The organism is Pseudoduganella sp. jia 12, from assembly GCF_055502675.1.
Map to the genome: position 1 here is coordinate 440305 of NZ_JBUXKP010000005.1, position 16346 is coordinate 456650.

13 protein-coding genes are annotated in these 16346 nt (G+C 65.1%); 6 read left to right on the forward strand and 7 right to left on the reverse strand.

Translation table 11 applies throughout. From position 1 onward, the window contains the following. Positions 1-32: 32 nt before the first annotated feature. Complete coding sequence (locus tag ACY65G_RS14010) at positions 33-1034, forward strand: glycoside hydrolase family 43 protein (protein WP_464997965.1); 1002 nt, start codon at positions 33-35, stop codon at positions 1032-1034. Between the two features lie 267 nt (positions 1035-1301). Here the strand turns inward: ACY65G_RS14010 and ACY65G_RS14015 are convergent, their stop codons facing one another. The 6 genes from ACY65G_RS14015 to ACY65G_RS14040 are packed head-to-tail and all read right to left on the reverse strand — an operon-like array spanning position 1302 to position 8200. Next, entirely contained in the window at positions 1302-2678 is a 1377-nt protein-coding gene (locus ACY65G_RS14015; RefSeq protein WP_464997966.1) for an FGGY-family carbohydrate kinase, read from the reverse strand. Positions 2679-2689: 11 nt separating this feature from the next. Further along, on the reverse strand, positions 2690-3736 hold the full coding sequence (locus tag ACY65G_RS14020; RefSeq protein WP_464998031.1) for an ABC transporter permease: 1047 nt from the start codon (positions 3734-3736) through the stop codon (positions 2690-2692). Positions 3737-3741: 5 nt separating this feature from the next. After that, positions 3742-4728, reverse strand: coding sequence for an ABC transporter permease (locus ACY65G_RS14025; RefSeq protein WP_464998032.1), 987 nt, complete (start codon positions 4726-4728; stop codon positions 3742-3744). 20 nt (positions 4729-4748) lie between these two features. After that, positions 4749-6299 carry a sugar ABC transporter ATP-binding protein gene (locus ACY65G_RS14030; RefSeq protein ID WP_464997967.1) on the reverse strand — a complete coding sequence of 517 codons (1551 nt, stop codon included), beginning with the start codon at positions 6297-6299 and terminating at the stop codon, positions 4749-4751. Positions 6300-6302: 3 nt separating this feature from the next. Beyond that, a complete protein-coding gene (rhaS, locus tag ACY65G_RS14035; RefSeq protein ID WP_464997968.1) occupies positions 6303-7337 on the reverse strand; it encodes a rhamnose ABC transporter substrate-binding protein in 1035 nt (344 codons plus the stop codon). Continuing rightward, on the reverse strand, positions 7334-8200 hold the full coding sequence (locus ACY65G_RS14040) for a DeoR/GlpR family DNA-binding transcription regulator (protein WP_464997969.1): 867 nt from the start codon (positions 8198-8200) through the stop codon (positions 7334-7336). Before ACY65G_RS14040 ends, rhaS begins: the two co-directional genes overlap by 4 nt. 340 nt (positions 8201-8540) lie before the next feature. Here ACY65G_RS14040 and ACY65G_RS14045 point away from each other — a divergent pair, with 340 nt between their 5' ends. The 5 genes from ACY65G_RS14045 to ACY65G_RS14065 all read left to right on the forward strand — a co-directional run bounded on the left by ACY65G_RS14045 (position 8541) and on the right by ACY65G_RS14065 (position 15234). Beyond that, positions 8541-10640, forward strand: coding sequence for a bifunctional rhamnulose-1-phosphate aldolase/short-chain dehydrogenase (locus tag ACY65G_RS14045; RefSeq protein ID WP_464997970.1), 2100 nt, complete (start codon positions 8541-8543; stop codon positions 10638-10640). Positions 10641-10741: 101 nt separating this feature from the next. Further along, complete coding sequence (rhaI, locus tag ACY65G_RS14050; protein ID WP_464997971.1) at positions 10742-12058, forward strand: L-rhamnose catabolism isomerase; 1317 nt, start codon at positions 10742-10744, stop codon at positions 12056-12058. A gap of 190 nt (positions 12059-12248) precedes the next feature. Next, positions 12249-13691, forward strand: a complete 1443-nt coding sequence (locus ACY65G_RS14055; protein WP_464997972.1) for a glycoside hydrolase family 28 protein — start codon at positions 12249-12251, stop codon at positions 13689-13691. After that, complete coding sequence (locus tag ACY65G_RS14060; protein WP_464997973.1) at positions 13688-14902, forward strand: glycoside hydrolase family 88/105 protein; 1215 nt, start codon at positions 13688-13690, stop codon at positions 14900-14902. Before ACY65G_RS14055 ends, ACY65G_RS14060 begins: the two co-directional genes overlap by 4 nt. Then, positions 14899-15234: an L-rhamnose mutarotase gene (locus tag ACY65G_RS14065; RefSeq protein WP_464997974.1), complete on the forward strand. Its 336-nt coding sequence runs from the start codon at positions 14899-14901 to the stop codon at positions 15232-15234. Before ACY65G_RS14060 ends, ACY65G_RS14065 begins: the two co-directional genes overlap by 4 nt. Positions 15235-15410: 176 nt before the next feature. On the opposite strand, the gene ACY65G_RS14070 is transcribed toward ACY65G_RS14065, so the two are convergent. Further along, complete coding sequence (locus ACY65G_RS14070) at positions 15411-16340, reverse strand: alpha/beta hydrolase (RefSeq protein WP_464997975.1); 930 nt, start codon at positions 16338-16340, stop codon at positions 15411-15413. Positions 16341-16346: the final 6 nt, after the last annotated feature.

Here is a 16346-nt window from a genome sequence, read left to right on the forward strand (position 1 = left end):
CGAGACATGCTTCACTCTCAAGCGCTGCCGCAATGGCGGCGCTTTTTCTTTTGGGGGCGCCCGCGCATGCAGCATCCACCGCTGCCGTTGCCGCGCCGGAGTTCAACAATCCACTCGTGCGGCAGCGTGCCGACCCGCACGTGACCTTGCAGCCCGACGGCTGGTACTACTACACGGCCACCGTGCCGGAGTACGACCGCATCGAAGTGCGGCGCGCCCGCTCGCTCGACGATCTGGGCAAGGCCGACGTGCATACCGTCTGGCGCAAGCACGCCAGGGGCGAAATGGGCGCGCACATCTGGGCGCCCGAGATGCACAAGATCGACGGCAAGTGGTACATCTACTTCACGGCCGGCCGCTCGGATGCGATCTGGGAAATCCGCCTGTACGTGCTCGAATGCGAATCCGACGATCCGCTGCGCGGCCCGTGGAAGGAACGGGGCCAGCTCAGAACCGGTTGGGAATCGTTCGCGCTCGATGCCACCACGTTCGAGCTGAAAGGCCAGCGCTACCTGCTGTGGACGCAGCGGCCGAAGCAGGAAGGCAGGAAGCAGACCGACATCTATATCGCGCCGATGGACACGCCGCTGTCGATCTCCGGCCCGGCCGTGCTGCTGACGGAACCCGAATATGCGTGGGAAAAGGTCAAGCACGCCGTCAACGAGGCACCGTCCGTGCTGGTGAAGAACGGCCGCGTGTTCATGACCTATTCGGCCTCCGCCACCGACGCCAGCTACGCGCTGGGCATGCTCACCGCGCGCGCCGATGCCAACCTGCTGGACCCGAAATCGTGGACCAAGTCCGCGCAACCCGTGTTCGCCAGCAGCGTGGAAAACAGCCAGTACGGCCCGGGCCACAACTCGTTTACCACCACGCCGGACGGCAAGACCGACATCCTGGTCTACCACGCGCGCAACTACCGCGACATCGCCGGCGACCCGCTGCGCAATCCCGACCGGCATACGCGGGCGCAGGTGATCAACTGGAAGGCCGATGGCACGCCGGATTTCGGGGTACCTGTGGCCGACAAGTAGCGCTTAAGAAAAACTGGGGACGTACCCTAGTTTAGAGGAAATTTCCTCAAAAACAGGGTCCGTCCCCAGTTTTTGGATCGGCGACTGCGGACTTTCGTGAACTGAGCCACCCAGCGTTAGAGGTATTGCGGCCAGTCGTGCAACAAATAGGGACCAACAAATAGGGACGGACCCTGTTTTACAAGAAATTTTCTGTAAAACAGGGTCCGTCCCTGATATTTCGTCCCTGTTATTTCCTTTAAACAGGGGTACGTCCCCAGTTTGTTTTCAGGGCAACTGGGCGAGCCAGCGTTCGCGGTATTGCGGCCAGCCCTGCAGCGCAATGGGCGCGGCGGCGTGGGAACGCACGGCGGGGGCGGAGCCCCAGTGGGCGAGCATCCAGCCGCCGCTGGTGGTGCCGCTGGCGTCGTCGGTCACGGTGACCTGCTGGCCGCGCCGCAAGGCGGCAAGGAGCGGGGCGAAGTGGGGATTGTTGGTGAAGCTGCCTTCGACGACGATGTCGCCCGCCGAACCCAGCGCGGTCAGGCACCAGTCGCTCATCAGCACGCAGTACAGCGTGGCCAGCGCGGTGCGCTCGGCATCCGTCGGCAGCGCAGGGCCGACGACGGAGCCCTTGCGCCCGGCGAACGGGCCGCCCGCTTCGGCGAACGCGGGCAATGCATAGGTGCCCTGGTCGATGATCTGCTGCAGGTCGGCCACGCTGCACGGTATCGCGTCCGTGCCGGCCAGCGCGCCGAACTCGCGGCCGCCCATGAAGCGGATGCACGGCACCGGCTGGCCCAGCGCGCTGCAGTTGGCCAGCATGTCCGACGCTTCCTTCAGGCCGTCGAGCTGGCCGCCGGGCAGGGCGGCGATCACCCACGTGCCGGTCGACAGGATGGCCGGCGGCGCCGCATGGCTACCCGTGGCATCGAGGTGGCGCAGCAGCGAGGCATTGCTGTCGTGGATGCCGCAGACGACCTGGCAGTCGGCCGGCAAGCCGGTGCGTTCCACCAGTGCGGGCAGCACGGGCCCCAGCGCATCCCAGGCATTGCGCAGCGGCGGCATCAGCGGGGTCCACCCCTGCCGCTCGACGAGCTGCGAATACTGCTGGCGCGAAGGCTGCCACAGGTCCGTATGGCAGCCGAGCGACGTCACTTCGCCGGCGGCCACGCCTGACAGGCGCCACGCCCAGTACTGCGGATACATCAGGATGTGCTTCGTGCGCGCGAAGTCGGCGGGGAAGGCCGATGCCAGCCAGGCCAGCTGCCGCCCCAGGTTCAGGCCGGCCGGCAGCGACGGCGAATACGTCGTGTCATACGCGGGCCGTTGTCCAAGGTATGCCGAGCGCTGCGCGGCCGGCGGCTCGAACTCGTAGTCGAGCACCGGCAGCACCAGCCCAGCGTCGTCGACGAGCGCCGCCGTGGCGCCATGCGTCACCGGCACGATCGCGCGCACCGGCGCGGTCGCGGCGAACTCCCTGATCGTGTCCAGCATCCAGTTCCAGATGCCTTCCGTGTCGTGATGCGGATACGGCCCGTCGCGCAGCACGGTATTGGCCTTGCGGCGCTCGGCCAGCTGCGTGCCTTCGGCATCGATGAGGGCCAGCTTGACGTTGGTCTTGCCGATATCGAGGACGATGATGTTGCTGACAACTGCGGTCATTTGGCCACCTCTCATTTGGCTACCTTCTTCCCACGCAGCAGGCGCGGCAGCGCAATCGTCACCAGCAGCAGCAAGCCGATCACGATGGTCATGTAGATACCCGGGATATTCGCCATCGACAGGCCGTATGTCACGGTACCGAGCGTCAGCACGGCCAGCATCACGCCGCCGATCGTGCCGGCGCCTCCCGCGATCGACACGCCGCCCAGGATCACCATCGTGATCACTTCGAGCTCCCAGCCCATGGCGATGTTCGGGCGCGTGCTGCCGATGCGGCCCGTCAGCAGGAAGGCCGCCAGGCCCGCCATCGCGCCGGTCAGCATGAACAGCACCATGCGATAGCGGTCCACTTCGATGCCGGAGAACCTTGCGGCGATCGGGTTGTTGCCGATCGCGTAGATGCGGCGGCCCCAGCGCGTGGCATGCAGCACGAAGGCGAAGATCGCCGCGAACACCAGCAGGATCACGAATTCGCGCGGGATGAAGTCGAAGAAGTAGCCTTGCCCCCAGTCCGTCATTACCTGCGGGTAGCCGGTGAAGGCCTTATCGCCCAGCACCACGGAAGCCAGGCCCCGGAACAGCGACACGGTACCGATGGTGACGACGATCGCCGGCAAGCCGAAGCGCGTGACCAGCACGCCGTTCAGCGTGCCGCATGCCACGCCGGTGGCCAGCGCCACGAACAGCAGCGAGGCGGGCGGGAAGCCGGCATTCATCGCCAGCCCCATCGCCACGGACGACAGCGCGAGGATGCCGGCCACGGAGATATCGATCTCGCGGCAGATGATCAATAAAGCCATCGGCAGCGCGATCAAGGCCTTCTCGCTGAAGTTGAACGTGCCGTCCGCCAGGTTGTACGGATCGAGGAAGTGCTCCAGCAGCATGCCGTTGGTGGCGAAGGCCAGCAGGAACAGCACGGCAAGCAGCGTTTCCCATTTGCCCAGCACCCCCTTGATGCCCAGCTTCGGCTGGTCGAGGATCGTGTAGCGGGATTTCACGGGCGGCGCTCCGGCGTCCGGCGTCCCGCCTGTAGTGGTCGTATCGGTGGTGGCGGTCATCGTATTCAAGCGGCACTCCGCGCAGGTGAATGAGAATCGAGGTGCAGCGGCAGGATCTGCCGGCCTTCCTTCTTGCGGTCGCGGGCGTTGATCAGCACGGCGATCAGGATCACGGCGCCGGTCAGCGCGCTTTGCCAGAACGGCGACACTTTCACGACCGGCAGCGCATTGCCGATCACCGCCAGGAACAGCGCGCCCAGCACGGCGCCGGCCACGGAACCCGTGCCGCCGGCGATGTTGATGCCGCCGATCACGCACGCGGCGATCACGGTGAATTCAAAGCCGTAGGCGATCTCCGTGTAGGCCACCGCGTAGCGCGCCACCCACAGGTAGCCGCACACGCCGGCCACCAGGCCGGAGATCCCGTAGGTCCACAGCAGCCGCTGCGCCATCGGAATACCGACATAGCGGGCGCACGAAGGCGCGTTGCCCACCGCGTACAGGTCGCGGCCGAAGCGGCTGTGATTTGCCAGGTACCACGCGGCCAGAACGACGACGAACGCGATCCAGACCAGGTTCGTCACGCCCAGGAATTTCGTGAGCGGGAAGGCGATGAAGGCTTCCGGCATCTGGTGCGACGACACCCACGCGCCGCCGGACAGCACGAACACCAGCCCGCGGTACACGCTCATCGTGCCCAGCGTGACGACGATCGCCGGCAGGTCCAGGTAGCCGATCAGGTAGCCGTTGACGAGCCCCAGCACGAGGCCGAGCAGGGCGGCGGCCAGCACGATCACCGGCAGCGGCAGGCCCGGGTTGCTGGCGGCCAGCAGGGCGGCGGCCATGCCGGACAAGGCGAGGTTCGATGCCACGGACAGGTCGACGCCGCGCGTGACGATGACGAGCATCTGCGCCAGCGCCAGCATGATCAGCAGCGTGCTGTCCGTCAGCAGGTTGGCCAGGCTCGCACCGGTAACGAACACCGGTGCGCGCATGCCCACGGCGACGATCAGCACGACGATGGACGCGGCCAGCAGCAGTTCGCGCTTCATGGATTTCAGGGTTGCTGCGTTCACGCCGCTTCCTCCAGCACGGCGCCCGAGGCGGCCGCGCAAACGTTCTCCGGTGTCGCCTCGCCGCGCGCATACACGCGCTCGACGCGGCCCTGGTGCATCACCACGATGCGGTCCGACAACCCCAGCACTTCCGGCAGTTCGGACGACACGAGGATCACGGACAGCCCCTGCTTCACCAGCTCGCCGACGAAGCGGTGCACGGCGGCCTTCGAGCCGATGTCGATGCCCTTCGTGGGTTCGTCGAGGATGATCACTTTCGGGTTCGTGGCCAGCCACTTGCCCAGCACCACCTTCTGCTGGTTGCCGCCGGAGAGTTCGGAAACGTTCTGGCGCAGGTGGTGCGCCTTCAGTTCCAGCTGCTCGCTGTACAGCCGCGCCACGCCGAGCGATTCGCGTTTTGCCTTGCCGCCGCGCAGGAACCAGCCCATCTTGTCCAGGATCGGCAGCGTGATGTTGTGCAGGATCGGCATCGTCAGGTGCGCGCCCTGGTGCTGGCGGTCTTCCGGCACGTAGGCGATGCCGTGCGCGATGCCCTCGGCCGCGCAGCCGATCGATACTTCCTTGCCTTCGATGACCACGGTGCCGCGCGAAGGTTTCGTGAGGCCGAACAGCGCCTGCATCACTTCGGAGCGGCCCGCGCCCACCAGGCCGTAGAAGCCCAGGATCTCGCCCTTCCTCAGCGTGAAGCTCACGTCGTCGAACTCGGTGGGGTGGCAGAAATTCTTCACTTCGAGGAGCGTGGCGCCCGGCGTCACGTCCGCCTTCGGGTAAGCCTGCGTCACGGCGCGGCCCACCATCAGCGATACCAGTTCGCCTTCGGTGATGTCGGCCAGCACGCCCTCGGTGATGTAGTGGCCGTCGCGCAGCACCGTGTAGCGGTCCGCGACGGCATAGATCTCGTCGAACTTGTGGGTGATGAAGATGATCGCCGTGCCGGCCGCCTTCAGCTGGTTGATGATGCGATACAGCTCGCCGATCTCGCGCTGCGAGAGGGCGGCGGTGGGCTCGTCCAGGATCACCACGCGCGCATCCTGCGACAGGGCGCGGGCGATTTCCACGAAGTGGCGCTGCGCCACCGACAGGTCTTTTACTTTCGTGCGCACCGGTAGCGGTACCTCGAGCCGTGCGAACAGTTGTTCCGCTTCGCGCTCGATGCGGCTCCAGTCGATGCGGCCGCCTTTTTGCGGCTGCCGGCCCACGTAGATGTTCTCGGCCACGGTGAGCTCGTCGAACATCACGCTTTCCTGGTGCACGGCCGTGACGCCGGCGCGCATCGCATCCTGCGCATTGGCGAACTGCACACGTTCGCCGTTGAGCGTGATCGTGCCTTCGTCCGGCTGGTAGATGCCGGTCAGCGTCTTCACGAGGGTGGACTTGCCGGCGCCGTTCTCGCCCAGCAGGGCCATCACTTCGCCGGCGCGCACGGTGAGCGCCATTTTATTCAGCGCGGTGATACCGCCGAAGCGCTTGCAGATACCCTCGAGGCGCAGCACGGCCTCGCCCGCCGGGGTTGCACCCCCGGCAGGTGTGTTCGTTGTCTGTTGCATGGCTTAGAAGATCTTGGCGAATTGGTCGACGTTGTCGCGGTTGTACGTGAACGGTTCGGCCATCGCGGCCTCGCCTTTCCCGTCGATCGCGATATTGCCCATCCGGCCCGCGGCGAACTTGCCGCCGGCCTTCGCGTCCGGCGCGCCCTTGACGAAGTCGTAGGCGGCGTAGGTGGCCGCGTAGCCCAGGTCGATCGGGTTCCAGATCGCGAATTCCTTCACGGCGCCGCTCTTCACGTGGCCGGCCATCTCCGATGGCAGGCCCAGGCCGGTAACGAACACCTTGCCCACCACGTTCTCGTCGACGACGGCTTTCGACGCCGCCACGATGCCGACCGTCGTCGGCGCGATGATCGCCTTCAGGTTCGGGTAGCTGCGCAGCAGGCCGATCGCCTCGCGGTAGCTCTTGTCCGACTGGTCGTCGCCATAGGTGGTGGCAACCAGTTTGAGCTTCGAGAACTCGGGCTGGGCGAGCTGCGACTTCATCACGTCGATCCAGATGTTCTGGTTCGTGGCCTGCGCCGAAGCGGACAGGATCGCGATCTCGCCGGCGCCGCCGATCGAATCGGCCGCCATCTGCAGCTGCTTGCGGGCGATCATTTCGTGATTCGACGGGTTCAGCTGCATCAGCCGGCCTTCCGGCGCCAGGCCGCTGTCGAACGACACCACCTTGATCCCGCGCTGCATGGCCTTCTTGGCGATCGGTACCAGCGCATTCAGATCGTTGGCGGAAATGACGATCGCATCGACCTTCTGGCTGATCAGCGAGTTGACGATTTCGATCTGGCCTTCGGCGGACGGCGTGGTGGGGCCGGTATAGATGATCTCGACATCCTTCAGCTCGCCGGCGGCTTCCTTGGCGCCCGTGTGGGCGGCATCGAAGAAGCCGTTGCCCAGGCTCTTCACGACCATTGCGATCTTCACCTTCTCGCCGTTCGCGCCCGCTGCCGCCTTGTCACTCTTCTGGCCGCAGCCCGTGATGCCCGTTGCGGCCACCGCGGCGACCAGCACCGCCTGGATAAAAGTCTTGCGTTTCAATGTGCAGCCTCCGGGTGGAACAGCGATGATGCCGGGAAGTCGTACCCGTGCGAGAATTGCAGCGATCCGACCTGGGTGGGCACGGCTTCCGGCTGCACGGTCACGACCTTGACGCCGGATTGCTCGAGCAGCTGGACGGCGGCGTCCGACGCATAGGTATCCGTGATCACGCACGACACGCGGTCGAGGCCGCACAGGATCAGGCCCGCCTTCTTGGCGAACTTGGAGCTGTCCGCCAGCACGATCAGTTCCTCGGCCTGGCCGATCAGGCGCTTCTCGGCCTGGATCAGCAGCGGGTCGGCTTCCATCAGGCCCAGCAGCGACAGGCCATACACGCTCATGAACATCTTCGCCGCATAGTGGTGCTGCGTGATGTCGTTGTCGAACGGCGAAAGGATCACGTTCTGCTCGCGGTACACCTTGCCGCCCGGGAGGATCACTTCGTTTTCCGACGACAGCAGCAGGCGCTCGGCCATCAGGAACGAGTTCGTGAGGATCTTCAGGTGCTTGTCGACGAGGAAATCGGCCATCATGAACGTGGTCGTGCCGCCGTTGATGACGATCGTTTCGCCTTCCTCGCACATGCCGGCCGCGTAACGGGCAATGGCCCGCTTGCGGTCGGCAAAGCACTGGATGTTGTGTTCGAAGGTTTCGCTCGTGAGCGTGAGATTGCGCTTTTTCTGCGCCAGGTTCGCCGCGCCGCCGCGGGTGCGGGTCAACAGGTTGCGCGCGGCGAGCCAGCTGATGTCGCGGCGCACGGTGGCAGGGGAAGCGCTCAGCCATTCGACCAGCTGGGGAACGCTGGCGTTCTGGTGCTCGGCGAGCAGTTTGAGCAAACGTTTACGGCGCTTGTGATTCACCATGTTTCCGTCTCCTTGTCGTGATCCTACTTCGCGGCGGGTGCCGTGAGTGGTCTATTTATTAAGGGCAAGCCTAACGCTTAAGAATGGCTTAGGTCAATCACCCTGCGCTCAAATGTATGATTTTTTCCAAATTTGCTTGTCACGTTCTGATCATTTCGCTCAAGTAAATGATTAATTCATTCTTGGTCACGATGTTGATCGCTTGTGCATTGACACCCCTGTGGGCTCTGATTTCTACTGACTCCGCTTGCTTCCCGGACCGAAAAATCGATTGATCAAACCAATCAAATCGCTGGTCAAACGGGGGCAAAACCGAATGCAAATCAACGATGGAGACCACATGAACCAACCGAAGCAGAAACAGCCCATCACGTCGCTCTGGGACGACGCGAAGGCCTCGACGATGAGCGAACCGGAGCTGCTGCTGTACCGCTCCAACCTGCTGGGCTCGGACCTGCGCATCACCAACTTCGGCGGCGGCAACACGTCGGCCAAGGTGATGATGGATGACCCGCTCACGGGCGAAAAGGTCGAGGTACTGTGGGTGAAGGGTTCGGGCGGCGACCTGGGCAGCATCAAGCTGGACGGCTTCTCGACGCTGTACCTGGACAAGCTGCACGCGCTGAAGAACCGCTACCGCGGCCTGGAACACGAAGATGAAATGGTCGGCTACCTGCCGCACGCCACGTTCAACCTGAACCCGCGCGCCGCGTCGATCGATACCCCGCTGCACGCCTACATCAACAAGAAGCATGTCGACCACATGCACCCGGATTCGCTGATCGCGATCGCCGCCACGGCCAACAGCCGCGCCCTGACGGAGAAGATCTTCGAAGGCGTGCTGGGCTGGCTGCCATGGAAGCGCCCCGGCTTCGACCTGGGCCTGGACCTGGAAAAACTGTCGACCGAGCAGCCGCACCTGAAAGGCATCATCCTGGAGGGCCACGGCCTGTTCACCTGGGGCGACACCGCCAAGGAAGCGTACGAAACCACGCTGGCGATCATCAAGCGCGCCGAGGAATGGCTGGATGCGAACATCGCCCAGCCGGTGTTCGGCGGCCAGAAACACACGGCCCTGCCAGCCGCCGAGCGTGCCGCCTTCGCCGCGAAACTGATGCCCCTGCTGCGCGGCAAGATCAGCAAGACCGAATACAAGCTGGGCCACTTCGAGGATTCGGACACGATCCTGGAATTCGTCAACAGCGCCGACCTGGCACCGCTGGCGGCACTGGGCACCTCGTGCCCCGACCACTTCCTGCGCACGAAGATCCGCCCGTTCGTCGTGGACTTCGACCCGACGAAACCGGACTTCGACGCCGTGGCCGCCGGCCTGGACGACGCGCTGGAAGCCTACCGCGCCGATTACACGGCCTACTACAACCGCTGCAAGCGCGACAACTCGCCGGCAGTGCGTGACGCGAACCCGATCATCTACCTGATCCCGGGTGTGGGCATGCTGTCGTTCGCGAAGGACAAGGCCACGGCGCGCATCGCCGGCGAGTTCTATGTCAACGCCATCAACGTGATGCGCGGCGCGAACGGCGTCGACAAATACGTGGGCCTGCCGGAGCAGGAAGCGTTCGACATCGAATACTGGCTGCTCGAAGAAGCGAAACTGCAGCGCATGCCGAAGCCGAAATCGCTGGCCGGCCGCATCGCGGTCGTTACCGGCGGCGCCGGCGGCATCGGCCAGGCCGTGGCGAAGCAGCTGCTGTCCGAAGGCGCCTGCGTGCTGCTGACCGACATCGACGGCGGCGCCCTCGACGAGGCGAAAAGCGCCCTGGCCAAGGTGGCCGGCAAGGACAACGTGGCCACGATCACCGGCAACATCACCAGCGAAGAGCAGGTGGAAGCCGTGTTCACCGAATCCGCGCTGCGCTTCGGTGGCGTCGACCTCCTGATCTCGAACGCGGGCATCGCCTCGTCGGCACCGCTGGAAGACACCACGCTGGAAGTGTGGGACCGCAACCAGGACATCCTGGTCAAGGGCTACTTCCTGGCCAGCCGCGCCGCCTTCCGCATGATGAAGACGCAAAAGCTGGGCGGTTCGATGGTGTTCGTCGCCTCGAAGAACGGCCTGGTCGCATCGGCCGGCGCATCGGCCTACTGCACCGCGAAAGCCGCCGAGATCCACCTGGCACGCTGCGTGGCGCTGGAAGGCGCACCGCTGGGCATCCGCGTCAACGTGGTGAACCCGGACGCCGTGATCAAGGGCTCGAAGATCTGGGACGGCAAGTGGAAGCAGGAACGCGCCCAGTCGAACAAGATCGAGGCCGACGACGTGGAAGCCTTCTACCGCGACCGCAGCATGCTGAAGCGCTCGGTGCTGCCGGAAGACATCGCCGAAGCCGTGTACTTCCTGTCCAGCGACAAGGCCGGCAAGAGCACCGGCAACGTGCTGAACGTGGATGCCGGCAACGCCGCTGCGTTCACCCGCTGATCGCCGATGGTCACATATAGCCACGTACAATAACGAAGCCACGCTTGTAGAAAGCGCGCCGCCGCGCCCCGTCGCGGCGGCGGTACTTGAAGGAGACGAACATGACCGACATTAAGAATGCAGTGATCGACGCTGGCCTGGTGGCCGAGCACAACGCAGGGCAGCAGGCCAACCTGCAAGCCGACTACGACGCGCTGGGCGGCATGCTGTCGCGCCGCGGTGTCGACATCGAACGGCTGACGGCCCTGGCCGGCACGTTCGCGGTCGCGGTACCCAGCTGGGGCGCCGGTACCGGCGGCACCCGCTTCGCCCGCTTCCCGGGCCGCGGCGAACCGCGCAACGTGTTCGAGAAGCTGGAAGACTGCGCCGTGATCAACCAGCTGACGCGCGCCACGCCGGCCGTGTCGCTGCACTTCCCGTGGGACCGCACCGACGACCCGGCCGCGCTGAAGGAAATCGCCGACGGCTACGGCCTGGGCTTCGACGCCGTGAACTCGAACACCTTCCAGGACCAGCAGGGCCAGGACCACACGTACAAGTACGGCAGCCTGTCGGCGCAATCGGGCGCCGCCCGTGCGCAGGCCGTGCAGCACAATATCGAATGCATCGAACTGGGCCAGAAGCTGGGCTCGAAGGCGCTGACCGTGTGGGTGGGCGACGGCGCCAACTTCCCCGGCCAGAACAACCTGCGCGGCTCGCTGGAACGCTACCTGGACAGCATGCGCGACATCTACGGCGCGCTGCCGGCCGACTGGAACGTGTTCATCGAACACAAGCTGTTCGAGCCGGCGTTCTACGCCACCGTGATCGCCGACTGGGGCACGAGCTTCGCCTGCGCCCAGGAACTGGGCCCGAAAGCGAAATGCCTGGTCGACCTGGGCCACCACGCGCCGAACACGAACATCGAGATGATTGTGGCGCGCCTCGCGCAGTTCGGCAAGCTGGGCGGCTTCCACTTCAACGACAGCAAGTACGGCGACGACGACCTGGATTCCGGCTCGATCAACCCGTTCCAGCTGTTCCTGGTGTTCAACGAGCTGGCCGACGCGGCGGAACGTGCGAAGACCGGCAACACCGACTTCGCCCCGGCCTACATGCTGGACCAGTCGCACAACGTGACCGATCCGATCGAAAGCCTGATGTCGTCCGCCGTGGAAGTGCAGCGCGCGTTCGTGCAGGCCGCGCTGGTGGACCGCAACGCGCTGCGCGCGTTCCAGGAGTCGAACGACGTGCTGAACGCCGCGCAAACGCTGAAGAAAGCCTACCGCACCGACGTTTCCGCGATCCTCGCCATGGCCCGCGTGCGTGCCGGCGGCGCCGCCGACCCGGTCGCCGCTTACCGCTCTTCCGGCTATCGCGACGGCGCCGCCGAGCGCCGCCCGGCCAAGGCCGGTGCCAGCAGCAGCGGCATCGTTTAAGCTTGCCGGTCAAGCCTGCCCGCTTCGCGGGCAGGCTTTTGCACGTCCGGACCCTTGAAGTCGCAGAAGACGTTCGCGTTTCAGGGGTCTGTCCCCGGTAAGTGTTGGCCGTGATCCTGGTCCTTGGCCTGGATAGGGGACTGACCCCAGTGGCTCGGCCGCCAACTACAAAAACACAGGAGGAGACCCCATGACCCACTGGCTACGCGCGCTCGCAGCAATCATGCTGTCGGCCGCGTTCATGATGTCGAACGCGACCCACGCCGCCGACTTTGATGCAAGCAAATACGGCGCGAAACCCGACGGCAAGACCATGAACACCCAGGCCATCCAGGCCGCCATCGATGCCGCCGCGAAGCAGGGCGGCACCGTCACATTCCCCGCCGGCACCTACCTCACCGGCTCGATCTTCGTGAAAAGCGGTGTCACGCTGAAGGTGGACAAGGGCGTCACCCTGCTGGGATCGCAGGACATCAAGGACTACCCGGTGCTGCCCACGCGGATCGCGGGCATCGAGATGAAATGGCCGGCGGCGCTGGTCAATGTCTACCAGCAGAACAACGCGAAGATCGAAGGCGAAGGCACGATCGACGGCGACGGCAAGGTATTCTGGGACAGCTACTGGACCCTGCGCAAGCAATACGAACCGCGCGGCCTGCGCTGGGCGTCCGACTACGATGCGCAGCGCCCGCGCCTGATCCAGGTGTTCGATTCGAAGGACGTGAAGCTGGGCGGCGGCCTGCTGCTCAAGCGCGCCGGTTTCTGGACCGTGCATATCTGCTACTCGGAAGGCGTGACGATCGACGGTGTCATCATCCGCAACAACCAGGATGGCCTCGGCCCGTCCACGGACGGCATCGATATCGACTCGTCGAAGAAGATCCTCGTGCAGAACGCCGACATCGACGTCAACGACGATGCGCTGTGCATGAAGGCGGGCCGCGATTCGGACGGCCTGCGCGTCGGCCGGCGCACCGAGGATGTCGTCGTGCGCGACTCGATCGTCCGCTCCGGCGCGGCCGGCTTCACGTTCGGCAGCGAAACGTCGGGCGGCTTCCGCAACATCGAGGCCTACAACATCACGGTGCTGGACAAGGTGCCCGTCGGGATCCTGTTCAAGTCCGCCCACACGCGCGGCGGCTACGGCGAGAACATCCGCCTGCACGACTTCACGATGAAGGGCACGCCGGTGGTGCTGCGCATCACGATGAACTGGAACCCCAGCTACAGCTACGCGAAGATCCCGGACGACGTGAAGGAAGTGCCGCCTTACTGGAAGGTGCTGGCCACGCCGGTGCCGAAGGAGCAGGGCATGGCCCAGCTGCGCGACGTGAAGATCTGGAACATCAAGGCCACCGGCGCGAAGACGGCGTTCGAAGTGGACAGCTACAAGGAAAAGCCGGCCACGCGCTTCTCGCTGCGCAACCTGGACATCCAGGCGGAGCAGGGCGGCCACCTCTACGACATCGCCGACTGGACCTTTGAAAACGCGCAGCTCAAGCTGGGCAAGCCGGTGGAGATGGAAGACGGCAAGGCCGTGCGTGGCCTCGCCCAAGGCAGCTTCGTGGTGCAGCCGCGCCCGATCAAGGAAGATCCCTCCAAGAAAAGCTTTGAAGAACAGGACAAGTCATGAAGAATCGTTTTACTACGCTGGCCGTTGCCGCTCTGACCCTGTGCGCGAGCACCGCGCTGCATGCCCAGTCGCCGAAGGTTGACTATCCGCAGCCGACGGCCGCCATGCAGGCCATCATCGACAAGGATATCCGCCGCAAGTTCGGCGATGCGCCCGAAGACGCGGGGCCGCTGGCCAAGGACCTGTCGCCGGCCATCACAAAGAAGGATATCGACAAGGTGCTGCGCAAGGTGGCCGACTGGCAGCTGCGCCGCACGATGGAATACACGGACCAGATCTGGACCGCGAGCGTGACCTACGCGGGCTTCATGGACGCGTCGAAGGCCACGGGCGATCCGAAGTACCGCGACGCGATGCTGAAGCTGGCGAAGGGCTTCGACTGGACGCTGCGCGCGGGCCAGTACCCCAACGCGGACGACATCAGCATCGGCCAGATGTACCTCGACCTGTACCTGCAGGAACCGAGCCCGGAGAAGATCGCCGTGCTGAAGAAATACCTGGACGTGCTGATCGACCTGGACACGCTGCGCCCGAACGACCCGCGCCTGCCGTGGTGGTGGTGCGACGCGCTGTTCATGGCGCCGCCCGTATGGCTGAAGATGGCGCAGGCCACCGGCGAGCAGCGCTACGCCGACTACGTGCACGAGCAGTGGAAGAAAACGTATGACCTGCTGTACGACAAGGAAGAACACCTGTTCGCCCGCGACACCGCCTACGAGGACCCGAACAAGCGCGAGCCGAACGGCAAGAAGATCTTCTGGTCGCGCGGCGAAGGCTGGGTAATGGCCGGCCTGGCCAAGGTGCTGGACCTCACGCCGAAGAACGATCCGAACCGCCCGTTCTACGTGCAGCAGCTGCAGGAGATGTCGGCCAAGCTGGCGTCGATCCAGGACGAGAAAGGCGAATGGCATGCCGGCCTGCTCGACCCGCAGGCATGGCCGCTGGCCGAAACGTCGGGTGCGGCCATGTTCATCCATGGCATGGCCTACGGCGTGAACAACGGCTACCTGGACGAGAAGACCTACCGCCCGGTGATCGAAAAGGCATGGGCCGCGCTGGTGAAGAACCACATCTACGCGGACGGCCGCCTGGGCGGCATCCAGCAGACGGGCGCCGAGCCGGCCCACTACCGGCCGTCGTCGAGCTACAACTACGGCGTGGGCGGCTTCATGCAGGCTGCCGCCGAACTGAAGAAGATGGCGATCAAATGACGACATTTACCACCAAGGCCTTCAAGATGCAGCTGAAGCCCGGCGTCGTGGAGGAATACAAGCGCCGGCACGACGAGCTGTGGCCGGACCTGGCCGCGGCGCTCGATGGCGCGGGCATCTTCGATTACTCCATCTTCCTCGACGAGGACACGCTGTCGCTGTTCGCCGTGCTGAAGGTTCGCGATGGTGCTCCCATCGCGGAGTTGCCGCAGCAGCCAGTGATGAAGCGGTGGTGGGATCATATGGCGCCTTTAATGGAAGTCGAACCTGGCAATCGTCCGAAGGAGTGGGCGCTGCCGCAGATGTTCCATTTCGCGGGGACGCCGGCATGACGGCGGCCTGCCGCTGACGCATGCATTCACCCCGGCCTGGGCATTGGCCGGGTCCGGCGACTCCTGGGGCCGTGCCGTGCCGGTGGCGCCGAACTGCTGCTGCATGGACCGGCATTTTGCCGTATCCGGTGCAGGCGCGGCACAGGCTGCCGCGATCCGCACCGGTCGTGCGCGGATTACTTCGCCGCCTTGGCAGGCGTCAGCAAGCCGCGGGCGCGCAGCCATTCCTCGGCGCGGCGCGGCCACTGGGAAGCGTTGGCCAGGCCGTCGCGCATGCCCATGCCGTGGGCACCCTGCTCGAACAGGTACATCTCGGCCGGCACCTTGTTCTTCGTGAGCGCCTGGTAGAACAGGATGCTGTTCTCGACCGGCACGGCGGTATCGGCCTGCGTGTGGATCAGCAGCGTGGGCGGCGTTTGCGCGGTGACCTGGCGGTCGACGGACATCAGCTGCACGAGTTCCTTCGACGGCTTCTCGCCGAGCAGCGCCTTGCGCGAACCCATGTGCGCGGCCGGGCCTTCCATCGCGATCACCGGGTACATCAGCACGAGGAAATCGGGGCGGGCGCTGACCTTGTCGAGGTCCGTGCCGGTGCGGCCGGCCGGGTTGTCGTACAGCGTGCCGGCGCTGGCCGCCAGGTGGCCACCGGCGGAACTGCCCATCACGCCGATGCGGTTCGGGTCGATGCCGAACTCCGCCGCGCGCGAGCGGATCAGGCGCACGGCACGCAGCACGTCCTGCAACGGGGCAGGGTGGCCATACTCCTGCATGCGGTAGTTCAGCACGAACGTCGTCACCCCCAGGGTGCTGAGCCAGGTGGCATACTGGGTGCCCTCGCGGTCGACCGACTGGCGCACGTAGCCACCGCCCGGCGCCACGATGATCGCGGTGCCGTTCGGGCGGTCCACGGCCGGGCCCACCAGCGTGAGCGTGGGGTTCGACGTGTTCTGGATATAGCCCTTGCCGTTCTGCTCGGGGCCGATATCCTTCAGGCCGGGCACCCCTTCGGGCCACAGGGGGAAGACGTTGGATTTCGCGGCGGCAGTGGGGAATGAAGCGTACGAGAAGGTCATGGCAAGCAGGATGGGAAGGACGAATTTTTTCATGAGTGG